The sequence below is a fragment of the Ruminococcus flavefaciens ND2009 genome (assembly GCF_000621785.1).
Classification (GTDB): domain Bacteria; phylum Bacillota; class Clostridia; order Oscillospirales; family Ruminococcaceae; genus Ruminococcus; species Ruminococcus flavefaciens_C.
On record NZ_JHXI01000010.1, the window covers coordinates 181,540 to 200,201 of the forward strand.

An 18,662-nucleotide genomic window follows, 5' to 3' on the forward strand; every position below is an offset into this window, starting at 1 on the left:
ATCAGTTTTCCTCCTCGGGGTCATATCCGTTCTCGAAGTATTCCTTCACGGCATGGTTTATGTCTGTATAGTCGTAGCCGTACCTCACAAGAGCGTTCTTGACCTTTTCAATTGATTTTCTGTCCTCACGGTCTGTCAGATAGCGTGAGTGCTTTGTCCGCAGAAGCTCGTCAAGGTTCTCGCGGAAGCTGTCGGCGTAGGGCTCAAGAGCGTCCTCAGCGATGAATTCGCTTATCCCCTTCTGCATCAGCTCTCTTTTTGAGCGGCGGAAGCCGTAGTGCTTTGACTCCACCAGCTTTCGCGCCATACGCTCGGCATATCTCTCGTCGTCGATGAAGCCGTGCTCGGTGAGCCTTTTCATGACTGCCGTGCACAGTGCCTCGCTTTTATAGTTATCCACCAGCTTCTCCAGCATTTCCTTGTAGGTGTAGTCCCTGTAATCCAGCAGGTACAGCGCCCTCTGATAGGCTCTGCGAAAGTTGGAGGCGTAAATTATCTTTCTAAGGGTGTCGCGGTCGGTCTCCATGCCTGAGCGTATACCGAAATCGGTGATTATGTCCGCATGGAGATAGAGCTTGCGCCCGTCGTCCAGCTCTGCCTCAAAGGTAGAGCTCTTGTATCGTTTGACCGATAATATCTTCATTATTCCTCAGCAGGAGTGAACTCCTCAAAGTTCTCATCGAAGTTTGCGAGAACGTCGTCATTTGCGCCGCCGTCCTCAGCGGGTGCCTTCCCGGCAGCAGCGGGAGCCGCACTGTCGGCGTCCTTCTTGCCCTTCTTCGGAGCAGCAGCCTTAAGCTCGTCCTTACGGGCAAGGATCTGCTCCTCGATCTCCTTCATGAGGTTCTCGTCGTTCTGAAGGAGCTCCTTGACGTTGTCACGTCCCTGTCCCAGCTTCTGATCCTTGTAGCTGAACCATGAGCCGCCCTTCTTGATGATGTCAAGGTCAACGGCAAGGTCAAGCACCTCACCTGTACGGGAAATTCCCGTACCGTACATAAGGTCGAACTCGCACTCCTTGAAGGGAGGAGCAACCTTGTTCTTAACTATCTTGCAGCGTGTGCAGGCGCCGATAACGTCTGTACCCGACTTGATGACCTCGCCCTTTCTTACCTCGATACGGACAGATGAATAGAACTTCAGAGCACGTCCGCCGGGGGTAGTCTCGGGGTTTCCGTACATAACACCGATCTTCTCACGGATCTGGTTGATGAAAATAGCTACACAGTTGGACTTGGATATAGCCGCCGTCAGCTTTCTCATAGCCTGGGACATAAGACGGGCAAGCTGACCTACATGGAGGTCGCCCATTTCGCCGTCGATCTCGGCACGGGTAGTCATAGCAGCGATAGAGTCAAGAACTATCACGTCGATAGCGCCTGAACGGATAAGAGCCTCTGCGATCTCCAGAGCCTGCTCACCGCTGTCGGGCTGTGAAACGAGGAGGTCGTCGATGTTGACGCCGAGAGCCTGTGCGTACACGGGGTCAAGGGCGTGTTCAACGTCGATGAAAGCAGCCTCGCCGCCTGCCTTCTGAGCCTGAGCCACGATGGAGAGAGCAACGGTGGTCTTACCTGAGCTCTCGGGACCGTAGATCTCAACGATACGTCCTCTGGGGACACCGCCTATACCCAGAGCCATGTCCAGTGTCATGGAGCCTGTGGGGATAGCGTCAACGTTGAGGGTCTTGGTCTGTCCCAGACGCATAACAGCGCCTGCGCCGTACTTCTTTTCTATCTGCTTGAGAGCGCCCTCAAGAGCGGTCTTCTTGTCCTCTTTTGTGGTAACTCTCACAACGGTAGGCTTCTTAGCAAGTTCCTTCTTAGCCATTGGGATTTCCTCCTGTCCTGCCTGCGTCACGCAGGTCTGTTTACTATTATATTCCTTGCGGCGGCAGTTCTGATGATACCTCCGCCGTCCTGTCTCAGCTCCACATCGGTGAAGCTGTTTTCTTCCAGAATGTCCTTTACGTCCTCATGCTGACCCATGCCGAATTCATAGGCGATGAAGCCGCCCTCCTTCACGGATACCTTCCAGAGCTGAGTCAGCGCCCTGTAGAAGCCAAGACCGTCCTCGCCGCCGAAAAGCGCCTCCGCAGGCTCGTAGGTGACCTCGGTCATGAGCTCGCTCATATCCTTTGAAGTGAGGTATGGGGGATTGCTGACCAGTATATCCAGTCCCATGAGGGAACGGGCGGTCTCCCGCTTCAGCACATCTCCCTGTATTATATGTATGTCGCCGCAGCCGTTGAGCTGCGTATTCTGTCTGAGATAAGTGAGCGCCTTTTCCGACAGCTCCACAGCGTAGACCTCAGCCTCGGGGAGCTCCTTTTTCAGAGCCACGGCTATACAACCGCTTCCGCTGCAAAGGTCGGCTATTTTAGGCGCCTTCAAGCCCTCTCTGCGGCAGATGTCAAGCACCTGCTCCACCAGAGTCTCGGTATCGGGACGGGGTATGAGAACTCCCTCCCCCACCTTGAAACGGCAGCCCCAGAACTCCCACTGTCCCAGCAGGTACTGGAGGGGATAGCCCTGAGCTCTGCGCTCTGCAAGGGCAAGTATCTCCGCCGCCTTTTCATCGGGGACGGGCGTTTTCGGTGCAAACATGGGATTGCGCTCTCCCAGAAGGTCCTGAAAGATACAGTTTGTATCGAAATCGGCAGTCTCCTCATCGCGCTGAGCGATAAGACTGCGGACCTGTGCAAAGAGCTCTCCCCGGGTCACCACCTGTCCTCCTCCTTATTCTCGGGGATACAGGGCTTCATAGCTGCAATTGCTATCTCTATCATGCTGTCATCGGGCTCGCGGGTGGTTATGCGCTGCATAGCCAGTCCGGGAGCGGACAGTATCCTTGTGAACAGATTATCGTTATTTCCCGCTATCCTTATGCACTCATAGGAAAGTCCCACAACAACGGGAAGGAGCACCAGTGAAGCCACTATCCTCTGCCATGTTACCGTAAAGGGCACAAGGCACATCACCAGTATGCTGATTATGAGCACTATGAATATGAAGCTGGTGCCGCAGCGCTTGTGGAAGCGTGTCTGCTTGCGGACGTTCTCCACTGTAAGGGGGAGCTCCGCCTCATGGCAGGCAATGGTCTTATGCTCGGCGCCGTGGTACATATACTGCCTCTTTATATCCTTCGTAAGGCTTACGATCCACATATAGGACACGAAAAGCACTATCTTCACTATGCCCTCAAGGAGCGAACGGAGTATCCTGTGCTCCTTTATGGAGGGGATAAGTCCCACCAGCCACTTGGGCAGGAACACGAAAAGACCGATAGCCAGGGCAACTCCCAGGAAAATACCGATATACATTATTATATCGTTTGCGCTGCTCTCCTTTTTCTCTGCGGGAGCCTTCGGGGCTTCCACAGCGGTAGCAGCGGCAGCCTCTGTCTTATCCTTCTTTTTCTTGTCCTCTTCCTCGTCATCGTCTGTCATCTGCTTCTCCGCAGACTTCATCATGTACTTATATCCTTTGACCAGCGAGGTGACGAAGTTGGTGCAGCCCCTTACAAGAGGAGTTTTCTTGTACCAGGGAGCGCTCTTTCCGTTATTCTCATCCCAGGTCTCAAGGTCTATGGTGCCGTCGGGAAGGCGGCACGCCATAGCTCCCGTATTGGGTCCCAGCATCATTATGCCCTCGATAAGCGCCTGTCCGCCTATCTTGGACTTGAATTTTTCCTGTGAACTGTTGTTTTTACTCATTTTTCCACCTTGTTGAATATGGTAATGTAATGTGCCTTACTGCTTTACGGCAGGGAGAGTTATGGTCACGGTAGTACCCTTGCCCTCGCCCTCGCTGTCGATGTCGACAGAGCCGCCGTGCATACTGATTATCTCGTCCGCAACGGCGAGACCTATGCCCGAGCCGCGGCGTGTGTGGTTAGCCTTGTAGAATTTCGTCTTTACCTTGGCAAGGTCAGACTGCTTTATGCCGCAGCCCGTATCGGCTACGGAAACTATAACGCTGTCTCCCTTTTCGTAAGCCTTGATGGTGACCGTATCCCCGTCGGAGGAGTACTTCACCGCGTTGTCTATAACATTGATGAACACCTGTCTGATGCGGTTCTTGTCTCCGAATACGAAGGGCAGCATCTCGGGCTCATCGTAGATTATCTGCTTGTTCTCGCGCCTTGCCTTGTCGCTGTATATGAGGACCGCATCGCCCAGCTCAGCCAGAATATCCATATTGGCGTTCTGGAGGGTGAAATGACCGTTCTGCATACGTGAGAAGTCAAGGAGCTCCTCTACCATCTGTGAAAGACGCTCTGTCTCGTTGACGATGACGCCGACGCCCTTCTTCATGGTATCGGGACTTCCGCCGCCGTCTATCATGAGGGTCTCCGCCCAGCCCTTTATGGCGGTGAGGGGAGTTCTCAGCTCATGGGACACCGACGATATGAACTCATTCTTCATAGCCTCGGCGGTAGACAGCTCGTCAGCCATATTGTTTATGGCGGTACACAGGTCGCCTATCTCGTCATCGCTGTCATTATCGATACGGGTGGTGAAGTCGCCCATGGCGTACTTCCTTGCGATACCGCTTATCTGCCTTATGGGGCGGACTATAGACCCTGCAAAGTAAAGTCCGGTGATGATGATGATGAGTATTATCACCAGGCAGACTATGGTTACTGCCGCCGTATAGGTCTTGATGGTGTTGTCTATCTCCGTAAGGGAGGTGACCATTCTCACGGCGCTGTACTCATTGCTCATTGAGTTTATGGGCACTGACACCGCAAGCACCTTTTCGCCGCCGCTGAGCCTGTAAACATGGGAGCCCTCGTTCTTTTCGAGAGCCTCCTGGTAATCGGGCATGGGGTCGTCCTCATCAGGCGAGAAGCCCGATGAGGTGAGAACAACTCTTCCCTTGGAGTTTATAGCCATCAGCTCTATCTTGTCCTTCTCATTGAAGGTCTCAAGCATTTTTCTCATCTCTGCGGAGAAATTCGCCGAGCTGTCCTGTGAGTGCATACTCAGGATACTGGTGACGGCGTTTATCTTTGAGACGAGATACTGCCTTGCAGAGCTGTAGAAGTAGTTCTGTATCGCATAGACAATGACCATGTCTATGACGAGGAGCGCCAGCACTACAACGCCAAGGTTGTTGAATATCCAGCGCTTTGTGATACTCTTTTTAGCCATTACTGCATATCATTCCATTTATAGCCGTAGCCCCAGATAGTTATGATATACTTGGGGTTTGAGGGCTCTTCCTCTATCTTCATTCTGATACGTCTGATATTAACATCGACTATCTTATCGTCGCCGTAGTAGCTCTCGCCCCAGATGTGGTTGAGGATGCTGGCGCGGTCAAGGGCTGTATTCTTGTTGTTCATGAAGAACTCAAGTATCTGGTACTCCACCTGAGTGAGCTCTATCTGCTCGCCGTTCTTGGTGACGGTGCGGCTCTTGAGGTTCAGCACGAAGGGACCGCTCTCAATGACGGACTGCTTTTCGTTCTTGATGAAGCTCATGCACACGCGGCGGTAAATAGCGTCCACTCTTGCGGTGAGCTCAGAGGGCGAAAAGGGCTTGGTGATGTAGTCATCGGCGCCTATCATAAGACCGCTGACCTTGTCCATCTCCTGAGTCCTTGCGGTGAGCATGATAATGCCTATGGTAGAGCTTTTCTCGCGTATCTTCTTGCATACGGTGAAACCGTCGATACCGGGCATCATTATATCAAGGAGGACTATATCGAAGTTGCCGTGCTCAGCCTCAAAGGTCTTGAGCGCAGCCTCTCCGCAGTTTACATCCACAACGTCATAGCCTGCACGCTTGAGGTTTATGACAACGAATTCGCGGATAGTGTCCTCGTCCTCGCAGATAAGTATACGTTTCATCGGTTTTCCACTCCTTTTTGTGTGAGTTTCCTGTTATATCAGCAGCACTTGCTGCGTGGTCAGTCTCTGTATCTGAATCCTACCGCGGCATCTCCCGCAGTGATGGAAAGTCCGTCTCCGCCGGTGTCCGGGTCTGACGGCAGATAAGCAAGATAAGCAGCTCCGCCCTTGGTGTGCATGAGCATATATCCGCCTGAGATTCTGTCATCTCTTGAGGGCTGGTCCTCCGCACAGAAGATATTGAGCAGCTTCCTGCCCATTCCCTCATCGCTGTAGGTGCAGAAGACTATCTCATCGTTGACTATATCTCGCTTGACGGTGACCTTGTTTTCCCACTTTTCGGGGAAAAGGAAGATATAGCCGTCATTTACGCTGTAATAGGAGGTATAGTTCCTCTCCAGCCTGAAATCGTCGCTTACCTGCATCCAGTCGGTGAGCCTGAGCTGTTCGCCCTCCTCCGAGTCCTCATAGCCGGGAGCTACATACTGGACAGGTATCTCGGGGCTTCCGTCCCCGTCCACATCGAAGCAGGTACAGCCTGCGGGACGAACGGTGGCTTCCGACTCCTCGGGGGTAGTGAACACCTTGTGGAGGGCGCCGTCGTCCATATATACCACATCGGTCTGAATGGAACCCGTGCCCGAGACTGCGTCGATATACAGTCCCGTTTTCACGCTTCCCACCTTGCCGTAGCTGATGTTGTCGATTTCCGTGAAGCTGCCGCTGAGGGGCTGCCACGCTCTGTGATAGGCTCCCTTATCGTCCAGCTTGTAAGCCTCTACCGCAGCCTCTCCGCCGCCGGAGGCTCCCGTGAGCCGCAGAAACTCCATCTCCCCGTCCATGTCGAGGTCCTTGACATCGAAAAAGGCATAGGAGTCAGAGAATGTGGGCTCCTCAAGAACGCCGTCAACGCAGTTGTAGATAGACACGTTCTTTTCAGAACGGTTTATCATACTGGTACCGATGATGATATTGATCCTGTCATTGGCGCCCAGCTTTGAGATCATTACCTTTTCGATCTCGCTTCCTGCCGCAGCAGTATCGTACACCGAGCTCCACCTGCCGCCCTCCTTCTCGAGAAGCTTTATGCGCAGCGGGTTTTCGTCCGCGGCATGGTTGTTCCTCTCGTAGAAGACCAGGGCTTCGTTATCGCCGTCGCCGTCGATGTCCTCTATGATGAAAGCCGAGAGATATTTTCCCGACTTGGGGTATTTAAGGCTTATGGAAGCGCCGATAGAGTTTGTCAGCGCAGAGTATATCTGCTCCTCCTCGACGCTCAGCTTCGGCGGTGACATGAGAGTATCTATGCTTGCGCCGAAGGTACAGCCCGTAAGCGCAGCCCCCGTCATGAGGGCTGTGAAGAAAGCCTGTATCTTTTTCATATCCGTAAGATCACTCACGCTCGGTGAGCTTTATGTATTCCTTTTCCTTGGCGATAGCCTTGTAAGCGGGACGGATTATCCTTCCGCCCGTGAGTATCTCCTCCATACGGTGTGCAGCCCAGCCTGCCATACGGGCAACTGCAAAGAGAGGAGTGAACAGCTCGTCGGGTATGCCCAGCATTCTGTAAACCAGACCCGAATACATATCAACATTGGCACACATAACCTTGGTGCTGCCCTTCATTTCCTTGAATATCTCGGGAGTGAGCCTCTCGATGGTCTCAAGGAGGCGGAACTCAGCCTCTATCTCTCTGCCCTTTGCAAGCTCGAATGCCTTTTTCTTGAGAATGACCGCACGGGGGTCGGAAACGGTGTATACCGCATGGCCCATGCCGTAGATAAGACCCGAATGGTCGTTGGTCTCCTTGCGGAGGGTCTTGCGCATATAGTCGGCGACCTCGCCCTCGTCCTCCCAGTTCTTTATGTTCTCCTTGAAGTTATCCAGCATATGTATCACCTGGAGGTTTGCGCCGCCGTGACGGGGGCCCTTGAGTGAGCATATAGCCGAGGAGTAAGCGGAATAGGGATCTGTGCCCGATGATGTCAGTACGCGGCAGGTGAAGGTGGAGTTGTTTCCGCCGCCGTGCTCAGCCTGGAGCATAAGGAGCCGGTCCAGCATCTGAGCCTCGTCCTTGGTGTACTGTCTGTCGGGACGGAGGAGGGAAAGTATACACTGTGCAGTGTTCTCCTCATAATTTATGGGATGCATTATCATGCTCTGGTTGTCGAATACTCTGCGCTTTACCTGATAGGCGTTAGCCATGATGACAGGCATTTTTGCGATAAGGCTTACCGCTGTGCGCATCTCGTTCTCAAGTCCCTTGTTCTCGCACTCGTCATCGTAGGAATACAGGGCAAGTACGGAACGTGCAAGCTTGTTCATGATATTCTTTGAGGGAGCCTTGAGTATCATATCCTCAACAAAGCCGTTGGGGAGGTCTCTCTTTACGGAGATATAGGAGCTGAAGGTCTTGAGCTCCTTCACATTGGGAAGATGGCCGAAAAGAAGGAGGAACGCAGTCTCCTCATAGCCGTAGCGGTCATCGGCTTCTACGTTCTCAACGAGGTCGTTGATATTATATCCTCTGTAGATGAGCTGACCGGGGATAGGCTCTCTTTCGCCCTCATTCATAACATATCCGTGTACATTGCAGATATTGGTGATACCTGCCATTACACCTGTGCCGTCGCTGTTGCGAAGTCCTCTCTTGACATGATATTTTTCATAGAGAGACGGTTCGATAACGGTATTATCCGCAAGTCTCCCGCATAAATCTGTAATATTGGCGCCTGAAATGTATGACGGCATCATGATCACACTCCTAAAACATATTCATTTTCAATTATACACCATATTCGGAGTGATGTCAAATGTTATTTCCAATATAATGGTATAACGCAAAACGTATGTTCTTGTACATTCTGCCGAAAGGAGAAGCTTATGAAAAAACACTTTGCCGCAGCTGCGCTGCTCATACTCTCGGTGACGGTGTTCCCTGCCCTTCCTGCTGTCATGGGGAAGGGTCCTGCGAAGGGAGTCGGCGTTGTCCCCGTTCTGCCCGTGAAATCGCCCTTAACAAGCGGAAAAGCCGTCGATATCCCTTCGTTTTCCGACAAGCCCTACAAGGTGCTTGACACGGAGAGCGGACAGGTCATGGAGGTGTCCGTCCGCGACTACGTTATCGGAGCGGTCTGCGCGGAGATGCCCGCCTCCTTCGGGGAGGAGGCTCTGAAGGCACAGGCTGTTGCTGCCCATACCTACGCCGAGCGTCAGCGCCTCCGCGAGAGCGAGTCCCCCACTCCGGAGCTCATGGGAGCGGATTTCTCCGACGATACCTCCAAATATCAGGGCTTTTTCACCAAAGAGGAGATAAAGGAGCGCTTCGGTGACCGCTTTAAACGGGACTACGGGAAAATATCCGCAGCCGCCGATGAGGTGCTGCCCTATATCCTCACCTATGACGGAGCCCCTATCATTGCTGCTTTCCACTCCATGTCAGCAGGCTTTACAGAAAGCGCCGAGAACGCCTGGGGCTCCCCTGTGGACTACCTTGTGGAGGTGGACAGCCGCTCCGACCTGACGGCACCGAAATTTCGCGAGGACAAGCGGTTAACGGCAGAGGAGCTGAAGACCGCTCTGGAGACAGCCTTTGAGGGCGTCAGCTTAGGGGATAATAAAGAAGACTGGCTGAAGGTGCTCACAGTCTCCGGCTCGGGGACGGTGCTGGAGGTCTCGGTGGGAGACCGCACCGTCACGGGAAACCAGCTCCGCACAGCCCTTGACCTGCGCTCCGCCGCCTTCGATGTGCGCTGTGAGGGAGACGAGATCATCATCACCACCAAAGGCTTCGGACACGGCGTTGGCATGAGCCAGTACGGCGCCGACGCCATGGCTTCCGAGGGGCACAGCTGGCAGGAGATACTGGCTCACTACTATCCGAACTGTACCGTATCGGGCAGCTGAGTATTTGTGCAATATGCTGCAAAAGATGTGCATTTATTGCCCTTTCCGCCGTTCCGTATTGACATAGCTCCGACGATTTGTTATAATAACTTTGTGCCGCTTCATGCGGCTGAGCAGAAAGAAACAAACAAAAAGAACTATAAGGAGACTGTGTCCGTCACGGTAAACGGATAAGGATTATGAACAAAAACAAGGACCTTTATAAAAGATTTGTCACCTTTATCTCCAGTATGCTGCTTCTGGGTATGCTCACGGGCATATTCGCCTTTGTGTGGTACCGCAACTACAGCGAGGAGATAATCCTCCCCTACTACAGGCGAGGAAACTGGGTGCTCATCGCTATCTACTGCCTGCTGGTATGGCTGTTTTTCAGAGCCTACGGCGGCTTCAAGCTGGGCTATCTCAAGAAAACGGATATGCTCTATTCTCAGATGATCTCCATGATCTGCGTCAACACGGTATCGTACTTCCTCATCAGCCTTATCGGCAGACATTTCATGGCAGTTTCACCTGTCATATTCATGTCCTGCGTGGATATGGGAGTCATCGCCCTGTGGACCCTGCTGGCGGGAAAGCTCTACTTCATGATATACCCGCCGCGAAAGCTGGTCATCATCTACGGAAGCCATCAGGCGGCAGCTCTGGTGCTGAAAATGAGCCAGCGTGTGGACAAGTACATGATATGCGAGTCCATAAGCATAACCGAGCCCCCCGAAAAGGTGAGAGAGCTCATAATGAAATACGAAGGCGCTATCGTCTGCGATATACCTGCCGAGCAGAGAAACGACTACCTGAAATTCTGCTTCGAGCACTCAAAACGTGCGTATATAGCCCCAAAAATATCAGATATTATAATAAGAGGAGCCGACGATATACGTCTTTTCGACACTCCCCTCATGCTGTGCCGCAACTACGGTCTGGATTTTGAGCAGCAGCTCATCAAGCGCACCTTCGACATCATATTCTCACTGATAGCGCTGATACCTGCCGCACCCTTCATGATAATAGCGGCTATAGCGGTAAAGCTCTATGACCGCGGTCCCGTATTCTACAAGCAGAAGCGCCTGACCCTCCACGGCAGGGAGTTCTACGTATACAAGTTCCGCAGCATGATCGTCGACGCGGAAAAGGACGGCAAGGCGCGTCTCGCCACCGAGGAGGACGAACGCATAACTCCCGTGGGAAAGATACTGCGAAAGTTCAGAGTGGACGAATTCCCGCAGCTCCTCAACATACTCAAGGGCGATATGTCCGTGGTAGGACCGCGCCCCGAGCGTCCCGAGCTCACCGAGGAGTATAAGAAGGAAATGCCCGAATTCGGCTTCCGTCTCAAGGTAAAGGCAGGACTTACGGGCTATGCCCAGGTAACGGGCGCCTATGACACCACCCCCTACGACAAGCTCAAAATGGACCTGATGTATATCGAGAATTACTCGATACGTCTGGACCTTCAGATAATACTCATGACTATAAAGACCATGTTCTTCCCGCCAAAGAACAACGCCGAAATAGACGAGAACGTTCTGGCGCCGAAGTTCACAGAAGAAAAAAAGGAGAACAGCAGATGAAGATTACAGCAGTTATCATGGCAGGCGGCAGAGGAGAGCGTTTCTGGCCCAAGAGCCGCAACGCAACGCCAAAGCAGTTCCTATCGCTGACAAAGGACGGCGAGACCATGATACAGAAAACGGTGAAAAGGCTCCGCCCCATTGTTGAGGCTGAGGACATTTTTATCGTGACCAATGCAGCATACACCGAGCTGGTGCTTGACCAGCTCCCCGATATACCGAAGGAGAATATCCTGGCTGAGCCCTGCGCAAGGAACACAGCTCCCTGCATAGCCTTTGCGGCGGCAGTCATCGGCAGGAAATATGAGGACGCCATCATGCTGGTGCTCCCCTCCGACCACCTTATCGGCTATGAGGACATCTACCTCAATACGCTGAAAAAGGCTATAAAATCCGCTGAGAAGGGCAAGCGCCTCGTCACTATCGGCATCACTCCCGAATACCCCGAAACAGGCTACGGCTACATCAATTTCGGCGAGGAAAAGGGCGACGTCTATGCCGTTGAGCGCTTTGTTGAGAAGCCAGACCTCCCCACCGCCAAGGAGTACCTTGCCTCGGGCAGATACCTCTGGAACAGCGGTATGTTCGTATGGAAAATATCCTCCATCATGTTCAACCTGAAGGAACTCATGCCCGACATCTATGAGGGCGCAATGCGCATAGGACAGGCTTACGGAACTCCCGATTTCAATGAGGTGCTGGTTAAGGAGTTCACCGCCTTCAGAAGCGAGTCCGTGGACTTCGGCATCATGGAAAAGGCAAAGCATATCTACACTATCCCCGGAAGCTTCGGCTGGGACGACGTGGGAAGCTGGCTGGCTGTGGAGCGCATAAACGAGACCGATGACGACAAGAACTACATCGACGGCGACGTTATCGCCATCGACTCAAAGCGCACCACCGTATGCGGCGGAAAGCGCCTCATCGCCGCCGTGGGCACAAGGGACATAATCATCGTGGATACCGATGATGTTCTGCTGGTTTGCTCGAAAAACAACACTCAGGACGTGAAAAAGGTCATCGCTCAGCTTAAAGAGCAGGGCAGGGACGATCTGGTATGATGACACATCGGAGGCTCAGGTCTCCGGTATGATATATACGCTTAATTGCAAAAAAGGAGTAATATAAATGAAAAACGCACTTATCACAGGTATCACAGGACAGGACGGCTCTTACCTGGCAGAGCTCCTGCTCGAAAAGGGCTACAATGTTTACGGTATATGGAGAAGAAAGGCTACCGTTGACTACGGCAATATCGCTCACCTCAAGGACAAGGTACACCTTATCTACGCAGATATGACAGACCCCGTGTCCCTCATCTCAGCAATGAAGATCTCTCAGGCTGACGAGGTATACAACCTTGCCGCACAGTCCTTCGTTGCCACAAGCTGGGACACTCCTCTCGGCACAGCCGACATCGACGCTCTCGGCGTTACAAATATGCTTGAGGCTATCCGCATAGTTAAGCCCGAGGCTCGCTTCTATCAGGCTTCCACATCTGAGATGTTCGGTCTGGTACAGGAGATCCCCCAGAAGGAGACTACGCCCTTCTACCCCAGAAGCCCCTACGGAGTTGCCAAGCTCTACGGCCACTGGATCACCAAGAACTACCGCGAGAGCTACGGTCTTTTCGCCTGCTCCGGTATCCTCTTCAACCATGAGTCCGAGCGCCGCGGAATAGAGTTCGTAACCCGTAAGATCACAGACGCAGCAGCCCGCATAAAGCTGGGCGTTCAGGAATACATGGAGCTCGGAAACATGGACTCAAAGCGTGACTGGGGCCACTCAAAGGACTATGTACGCGCTATGTGGCTCATGCTCCAGCAGGATAAGCCCGATGACTATGTTATCGCTACAAACGAGACAAGAACTGTCCGCGAGTTCGTTGAGACTGCCTTCAGGCACGTCGGAATCGAAGTTCAGTGGCAGGGCAGCGGCGTTGACGAGATCGGTATCAACAAGGAAAACGGCAAGACCATCGTAAAGGTGAACAAGAAGTTCTTCCGCCCCGCAGAGGTGGATATCCTCCTGGGTGACCCCTCAAAGGCTGAGAAGGTACTGGGCTGGAAGCGCGAGATCGACTTCTCACAGCTTGTTGAGCGCATGGTAAAGAACGACCTTGAGCTGGTACAGAACGAGATAAAGGTCAAAGAGATACTCGGCTGAGTTTTCAGTAATCAATAAAAAGGGGGCAGTATTATGAGACCTGAGGTACTCAGAAGCAAAAAAGGCGGCTATAACAAAACCGATGTGCTTACTAAGATCGACGCTCTGAGCGCTCTGCTGATGATGGCGGAGGAAGGCGTGGACAGCTCAAAGATACTCCCCGAGCTGGAAAAAGTCCGTCAGCGTCCCATGAGGAAAGAAAAGAGCGGATTTTTCGGTACTATCGGCTTTTCCGCCGAGGATACGGACAATTACATTGCCGATCTGGAAGGACAGATAGCTGCCGCCCTGGCATCAGCCCGATAAAAGCAGCATCAGAGGAATAAACGGCTATGGATGAACGCAGGATACTGTTCAAAGTCGAACACGGCTATGACAGGAACGACTTTTACGAAAGGTTTCACGAATACCGCGACCTTCTCACAGGTCTGACGTATGACGGTCTTACCGAGGAAGAGGTACGGAAAAGAGTTGAGGAGCTGAAGGCTGTGCCTCTGGCTGAAAGCATAGGCGGCTTTGATATGGAAAAGGTGGATTTTATCCTTGACGAATTCGCGACCAGGCTCACCATGTTCAGAGCTGCGGATTTCGCAAAGATCGGCCGCGTCAGATCAGGCTATGACTGCGAGAGCGTTGAGGCTAAGATCTATGCCTACAATATGGTGATAGCTTCCTTCAATGGCGGTATGAACAGGAGCCTTGCAATGAATGAGCTGGAAAAAGCAAGACAGCTTCCCCTGCGGAAAGCAAAATTCCACCTGCTCTGGAAAACAGGCTACGACCGCGGACGCATCGACGCTTTTATCGCCGATCTGGACACCCATGTTTACGATACTATACGATGAATCCCTGTCTTCCCTTGAGGAAAAGCTCCCGGAAGCGTTAATGGGAAGATAAAGGACTCATAAGGAGGTACTCATAATGGAAGCGATCATCCTGAACAAAGTTCCTAACGGCTACGATCACAGTACTGTATTAGTAAAAATAGGAAGGCTCAACAAGCTGGTAGCAGATGTCAAGGATGGAAAGATCCCTCAGGTCAATGCTATACATCAGGCTGACGCTCTTATAGCTGAGCCTATACCTGTGGTCGCTGTCGGCACAGACCCGCAGAAAGTAGATGAATATATCGCAAAATACCGCAGAGAGCTTGAGGGATACAAGCTGGCTGTATACGGCAGGCTGAAAAGAGTCAAGTGCGGCTATTCCCTGAATGATTTCGATGCTAAGATAAGCGCCTATAACGAGCTCATCTACAAGCTCAGGAACGGCGCCGACAAAGTCTTTGCAATGACAGAGCTGGAGCGCATAAGACAGCTCCCCCTGACACATGAAAAAAAGGGACTTTTTTCCAGATACGGCTATGACTGCGAAGCTGCTGACAGCTTCCTTGCCGATATAGACGGCTATGCCCTCAGCCTGACATACTGATAAATACTTTCAAAGGTGGAGAAGTTGATTTGAAAATAACCTTCGACGCTGTGCCCATATGCAGCGATAAGATAACGGGAATAGGCTGGTGCGAGGTGGGACAGACACAGGCACTGGCTGAAAACTTCCCCGAAAACAGATACGAATACAGCTTCTTTACCAGCGGCGACGCCGAGAGAGTAAAGAGGGTAAAGAAGTTCGCAGGCAAGAGCATAAAGCTCAATACCTCGGGCTTTTCGGGCTATCTCTACCGTGCTGTCAGCACATTCCTGCCCGTACCCTATTCATTCTTCTTCGGCAGAAAGTCCGATATAACGCATTTTTTCAACTACATCGTACCGCCCTTTGTACGCGGGAAAAAGGTAGTCACCGTCCATGACATGGTGTACAAGGCATTCCCCGATACAGTCCGCGGACGCACCCGTTTCATGCTCGAAATGGGGCTGAAGCGCTCAATGAAAAGGGCGGACATCATCATTACGGACTCTGAGTTCTCCAGGTCCGAGATAGTGAAGTATTTCCCTCAGCATGAGAGCAAGATAAGGGTGATCCCCTGCGGCGTGGACCTTGAAAGGTTCCGTCCCTGCGAAAATCCGGAGCGGATACCCGAGGTCAAGAAGTCCCTTGAGATAGAGGGCGACTACTTCCTCTACCTGGGTACCATCGAGCCCAGAAAGAACCTGGAGCGCCTTATCACAGCCTATGCGGCTTTTGCCAAAAAAGCAGGCGAAAAGGCTCCGAAGCTGGTGCTGGCAGGCGGCAAGGGCTGGCTTGACCACGGCATTTACAGCCGCGTAGAGAAGCTGGGCCTCACCGACAGGGTCATCTTCACAAAATACGTCCCCTCAGAGGACATGAACCCCCTTATGTGCGGCGCCCTGGCATTCGTTTTCCCCTCACTTTACGAGGGCTTCGGTATGCCCCCGCTTGAGGCTATGGCGTGCGGAGTTCCCGTACTGGCGTCGGGGGAGGCTTCTCTCCCCGAGGTAACAGGCGACTGCGCGGTCATCTGCGACGCATACGACCCCAAAAGCATTGCAGGCGGTCTTTACAGGCTCTGGAGCGATGAGGCTCTCCGCAGAGAGCTGAGCAGAAAGGGCATTGAAAGAGCAAAGGGCTTCACATGGAAGCGCTCCGCAGAAATGCTCATGGAGGTATACAGGGAGCTGAAAAATGAGTAAAAAGCTTGAAATTCTTGAAGTCAACAAGGCTTATTATCCCCATATAGGCGGCATAGAGACCATTATCCGCCAGTATTCCGAGGAGCTGAGCAGGAACGAGAATGCTCATGTGAGAGTACTGGTGTGCCGCGACGGCAGAGGCAGGACTATCCGCGAGAAGATGCGGGGCGTTGATATAACCCGCGCAGGTAGCCTCGGGACGTACTTCTCATGTCCCCTGTCCTTCTCGTTCTTCCGCTATTTCCGCGCTATGGCGAAAAAAGCCGACGTTGTACACATACACGTCCCCTTCCCCCTTGCGGACGCAGCACTGCTGCTGTCGGGCTTTAAGGGAAAGGTGGCAGTCTCATGGCACAGCGACATCGTTAAGCAGAAAAAGCTCATGCTGTTCTACAAGCCCTTCATGCGGTATCTGCTGAAAAGGGCTGACGTTGTACTGACAGCTACGGAGGGCCATGTGAAGCATTCACTTTATCTCCCCGAATACAGCGAAAAATGCAGAGTCCTCCCCTACGGCATAGTCCCCGGGGACTATCTTTCAGTGCCGAGAAAGCCCGTCCTCACGGAAAGAGCGACGGACAAGAGCCGCGTAAAGGTGTTCTTTACGGGCAGACTGGTCTACTACAAGGGAGTAGATGTGCTGCTGAAGGCATTCACAAAAGTGAAGGGCTGCGAGCTCTTCATTGCCGGCACAGGGGAGCTGGGCGATGAGCTGAAAGCCTACACCGCTGCTCACGGCATGGAGGAAAAGGTCCATTTTCTGGGATTTCTCCCCGACGAGGAGCTCCGTCAGGCTTATGCGGACTGCGATATATTCGTGCTGCCCTCAGTCGCTCCCAGCGAGGCATTCGGCATTGTACAGCTGGAAGCCATGGTCTACGGAAAACCCGTTATAAATACCGCTCTCCCATCGGGAGTACCCTATGTCAGCCTTGACGGCAAGACAGGTCTCACGGTGAAGCCCAGGTCACCCAAGGCTCTGGCAGAAGCCATAAACCGCCTTGCAGGAGACAAAGAGCTCCGCGAAAGACTGGGCAGAGCTGCCGCAGTCCGCGTGGCTGAGGAATTCAGCGAGGAGAGCATCCAGAAACGTCTTTACGATATACTCAGCGAATAAGGAGGCAGACTTTTGAGAGCATTGATAATCGGCGCCGCAGGCTTCGTGGGAGGCTATCTCATCAGAGAGCTAAGCGCCTTCGGCTGGGACGTCCACGCCACCTGTCTGCCAAATGAGACCGTGAGCGAGAGCTGTCCCGTACACCATCTGGATATACTTTCGGCGGAGGATATAGCCCCCCTGCTGAACGAGGTGAAGCCCGATGTGGTCTATCATCTGGCTGCCCAGAGCTCCGTGGCGCTTTCATGGAAAAAGCCGCAGCTCACCGCAGAGATAAATGTCATCGGCACTATAAACGTCCTGGAAGCCCTCCGCACAGCCGAAAAACAGGACATCAGGACCATTCTCATAGGCTCGGGAGAGGAATACGGCTATATCCGCAGGGACGCCTGTCCCCTTTCGGAGTCTGAGCCCCTCAATCCGGGTAATATCTACGCCGCCACAAAAGCCTGTCAGGGCATGATAGGCGAGATATACGCAAGAGCATACAAAATGGACATCGTCATGGTGCGCGCCTTCAACCACTCGGGACCCGCTCAGAGCAGTATCTTCGTTGTCTCCGACTTCTGCCGCCAGATAGCTGAGATAGAAAAGGGCATGAAGGAGCCCGTCATCAGCGTGGGAAATCTGTCCGCAAAGCGCGATTTCACCGACGTCCGCGACGTTGTCAGAGCCTACAGGCTCCTGGGTGAAAAGGGCGTAAGCGGTGCCGTCTACAACGTGGGCAGGGGCAGGGCTGTGGATATACAGTTCATTCTGGATACCGCCCTTTCATTCGCAAAGCTGCCCATTGAGGTGAGACAGGACCCCGCCCGCATGAGAGCCTCGGATATACCGATAATAGAGCCCGATGTTTCGCGCATCGCCGCCGACACAGGCTGGTCCGCAGAGATAACCATGGAGCAGACAGTGGAGGATACCCTCGGTTATTGGAGAACCAATATATAACTATATAGACGATACAAAAGAAAAGGAGTGAACGGAATGTCCGATATGAAGCTTACAAACGAGAAAATGCTGACCTTTACGGGACATGAGAAGGTAGGCACCTTCAAGGCAGGCGAAAAGCTCATGGAATTCGGCGAAAAACAGAACGCCGCCAACGAAGCCCTCGCCGCAAACGTCAACGAACTTATCAAGAGAGTCTGCGCTCTGGAGGACAAACAGCTCCAGAATGAGGACATAATGAGGCGCATTGCCAATGAGCTTGCAGGGCTCAAGAAAGAGCTGGACAGAGTAAGACTGACAGAAAAGCTGAATTCAGGCGCCATAGAGCGGCTTGACCGCGCTGTAAAGCTTGCTGAGGGCGACGGAAAGTAATCTGCCTTTTTATATATAATATCATTCCCAATGATTATGCAAAATTTTTCGTCAGACTCTTGACAATGTAACCGTTTTGTTATATTATTATTATAGTGTGGACAGGGTATGCCCCGC

19 protein-coding genes are annotated in these 18,662 nt (G+C 52.7%); 11 read left to right on the forward strand and 8 right to left on the reverse strand.

The window, feature by feature from the left end; translation table 11 throughout:
* Window position 1: 1 nt before the first annotated feature.
* Genes T488_RS0102670 through T488_RS0102705 form a run of 8 tightly spaced genes read right to left on the reverse strand, consistent with a single transcriptional unit; the run spans window position 2 to window position 8,610 of the window.
* Window positions 2-643 (reverse strand): regulatory protein RecX, encoded by a 642-nt coding sequence (locus tag T488_RS0102670; RefSeq protein WP_028519456.1) that lies wholly within the window; start codon window positions 641-643, stop codon window positions 2-4.
* Window positions 643-1,830, reverse strand: coding sequence for a recombinase RecA (gene recA, locus T488_RS0102675; protein ID WP_082320413.1), 1,188 nt, complete (start codon window positions 1,828-1,830; stop codon window positions 643-645). Before recA ends, T488_RS0102670 begins: the two co-directional genes overlap by 1 nt.
* Window positions 1,831-1,856: 26 nt before the next feature.
* A complete protein-coding gene (gene prmC, locus T488_RS0102680) occupies window positions 1,857-2,726 on the reverse strand; it encodes a peptide chain release factor N(5)-glutamine methyltransferase (protein WP_028519458.1) in 870 nt (289 codons plus the stop codon).
* A complete protein-coding gene (locus tag T488_RS0102685) occupies window positions 2,720-3,715 on the reverse strand; it encodes a DUF1385 domain-containing protein (RefSeq protein WP_028519459.1) in 996 nt (331 codons plus the stop codon). The genes prmC and T488_RS0102685 overlap by 7 nt, the downstream gene beginning before the upstream one ends.
* A gap of 36 nt (window positions 3,716-3,751) precedes the next feature.
* Window positions 3,752-5,155: a sensor histidine kinase gene (locus T488_RS0102690; protein WP_028519460.1), complete on the reverse strand. Its 1,404-nt coding sequence runs from the start codon at window positions 5,153-5,155 to the stop codon at window positions 3,752-3,754.
* On the reverse strand, window positions 5,155-5,856 hold the full coding sequence (locus tag T488_RS0102695; protein WP_028519461.1) for a response regulator transcription factor: 702 nt from the start codon (window positions 5,854-5,856) through the stop codon (window positions 5,155-5,157). Before T488_RS0102695 ends, T488_RS0102690 begins: the two co-directional genes overlap by 1 nt.
* Window positions 5,857-5,915: 59 nt before the next feature.
* Complete coding sequence (locus T488_RS0102700) at window positions 5,916-7,238, reverse strand: hypothetical protein (RefSeq protein ID WP_155267147.1); 1,323 nt, start codon at window positions 7,236-7,238, stop codon at window positions 5,916-5,918.
* Window positions 7,239-7,248: 10 nt separating this feature from the next.
* The gene (locus T488_RS0102705; protein WP_196243258.1) at window positions 7,249-8,610 is read right to left on the reverse strand and encodes a citrate synthase; all 1,362 of its coding nucleotides are present in this window, start codon (window positions 8,608-8,610) and stop codon (window positions 7,249-7,251) included.
* A gap of 129 nt (window positions 8,611-8,739) precedes the next feature.
* Here T488_RS0102705 and spoIID point away from each other — a divergent pair, with 129 nt between their 5' ends.
* The 11 genes from spoIID (at window position 8,740) to T488_RS0102760 (ending at window position 18,545) form a co-directional block, all read left to right on the forward strand.
* A complete protein-coding gene (gene spoIID / locus T488_RS16805; protein WP_051536177.1) occupies window positions 8,740-9,762 on the forward strand; it encodes a stage II sporulation protein D in 1,023 nt (340 codons plus the stop codon).
* 179 nt (window positions 9,763-9,941) lie between these two features.
* Window positions 9,942-11,330, forward strand: a complete 1,389-nt coding sequence (locus tag T488_RS16810) for a sugar transferase (protein WP_082320414.1) — start codon at window positions 9,942-9,944, stop codon at window positions 11,328-11,330.
* On the forward strand, window positions 11,327-12,391 hold the full coding sequence (locus tag T488_RS0102720; RefSeq protein WP_028519464.1) for a mannose-1-phosphate guanylyltransferase: 1,065 nt from the start codon (window positions 11,327-11,329) through the stop codon (window positions 12,389-12,391). The genes T488_RS16810 and T488_RS0102720 overlap by 4 nt, the downstream gene beginning before the upstream one ends.
* 67 nt (window positions 12,392-12,458) lie before the next feature.
* Window positions 12,459-13,496, forward strand: coding sequence for a GDP-mannose 4,6-dehydratase (gene gmd, locus T488_RS0102725; RefSeq protein WP_028519465.1), 1,038 nt, complete (start codon window positions 12,459-12,461; stop codon window positions 13,494-13,496).
* Between the two features lie 33 nt (window positions 13,497-13,529).
* Window positions 13,530-13,802, forward strand: a complete 273-nt coding sequence (locus T488_RS0102730) for a hypothetical protein (RefSeq protein WP_028519466.1) — start codon at window positions 13,530-13,532, stop codon at window positions 13,800-13,802.
* A 26-nt stretch (window positions 13,803-13,828) separates the two neighbouring features.
* Window positions 13,829-14,341 (forward strand): hypothetical protein, encoded by a 513-nt coding sequence (locus T488_RS0102735; protein WP_028519467.1) that lies wholly within the window; start codon window positions 13,829-13,831, stop codon window positions 14,339-14,341.
* Window positions 14,342-14,417: 76 nt separating this feature from the next.
* Entirely contained in the window at window positions 14,418-14,927 is a 510-nt protein-coding gene (locus tag T488_RS0102740) for a hypothetical protein (RefSeq protein WP_028519468.1), read from the forward strand.
* Window positions 14,928-14,956: 29 nt separating this feature from the next.
* Window positions 14,957-16,108 carry a glycosyltransferase family 4 protein gene (locus T488_RS0102745; RefSeq protein ID WP_028519469.1) on the forward strand — a complete coding sequence of 384 codons (1,152 nt, stop codon included), beginning with the start codon at window positions 14,957-14,959 and terminating at the stop codon, window positions 16,106-16,108.
* Window positions 16,101-17,225 (forward strand): glycosyltransferase, encoded by a 1,125-nt coding sequence (locus tag T488_RS0102750; protein WP_028519470.1) that lies wholly within the window; start codon window positions 16,101-16,103, stop codon window positions 17,223-17,225. The genes T488_RS0102745 and T488_RS0102750 overlap by 8 nt, the downstream gene beginning before the upstream one ends.
* 12 nt (window positions 17,226-17,237) lie before the next feature.
* On the forward strand, window positions 17,238-18,173 hold the full coding sequence (locus tag T488_RS0102755) for a GDP-mannose 4,6-dehydratase (RefSeq protein ID WP_028519471.1): 936 nt from the start codon (window positions 17,238-17,240) through the stop codon (window positions 18,171-18,173).
* A 36-nt stretch (window positions 18,174-18,209) separates the two neighbouring features.
* Entirely contained in the window at window positions 18,210-18,545 is a 336-nt protein-coding gene (locus tag T488_RS0102760; RefSeq protein ID WP_028519472.1) for a hypothetical protein, read from the forward strand.
* Window positions 18,546-18,662: the final 117 nt, after the last annotated feature.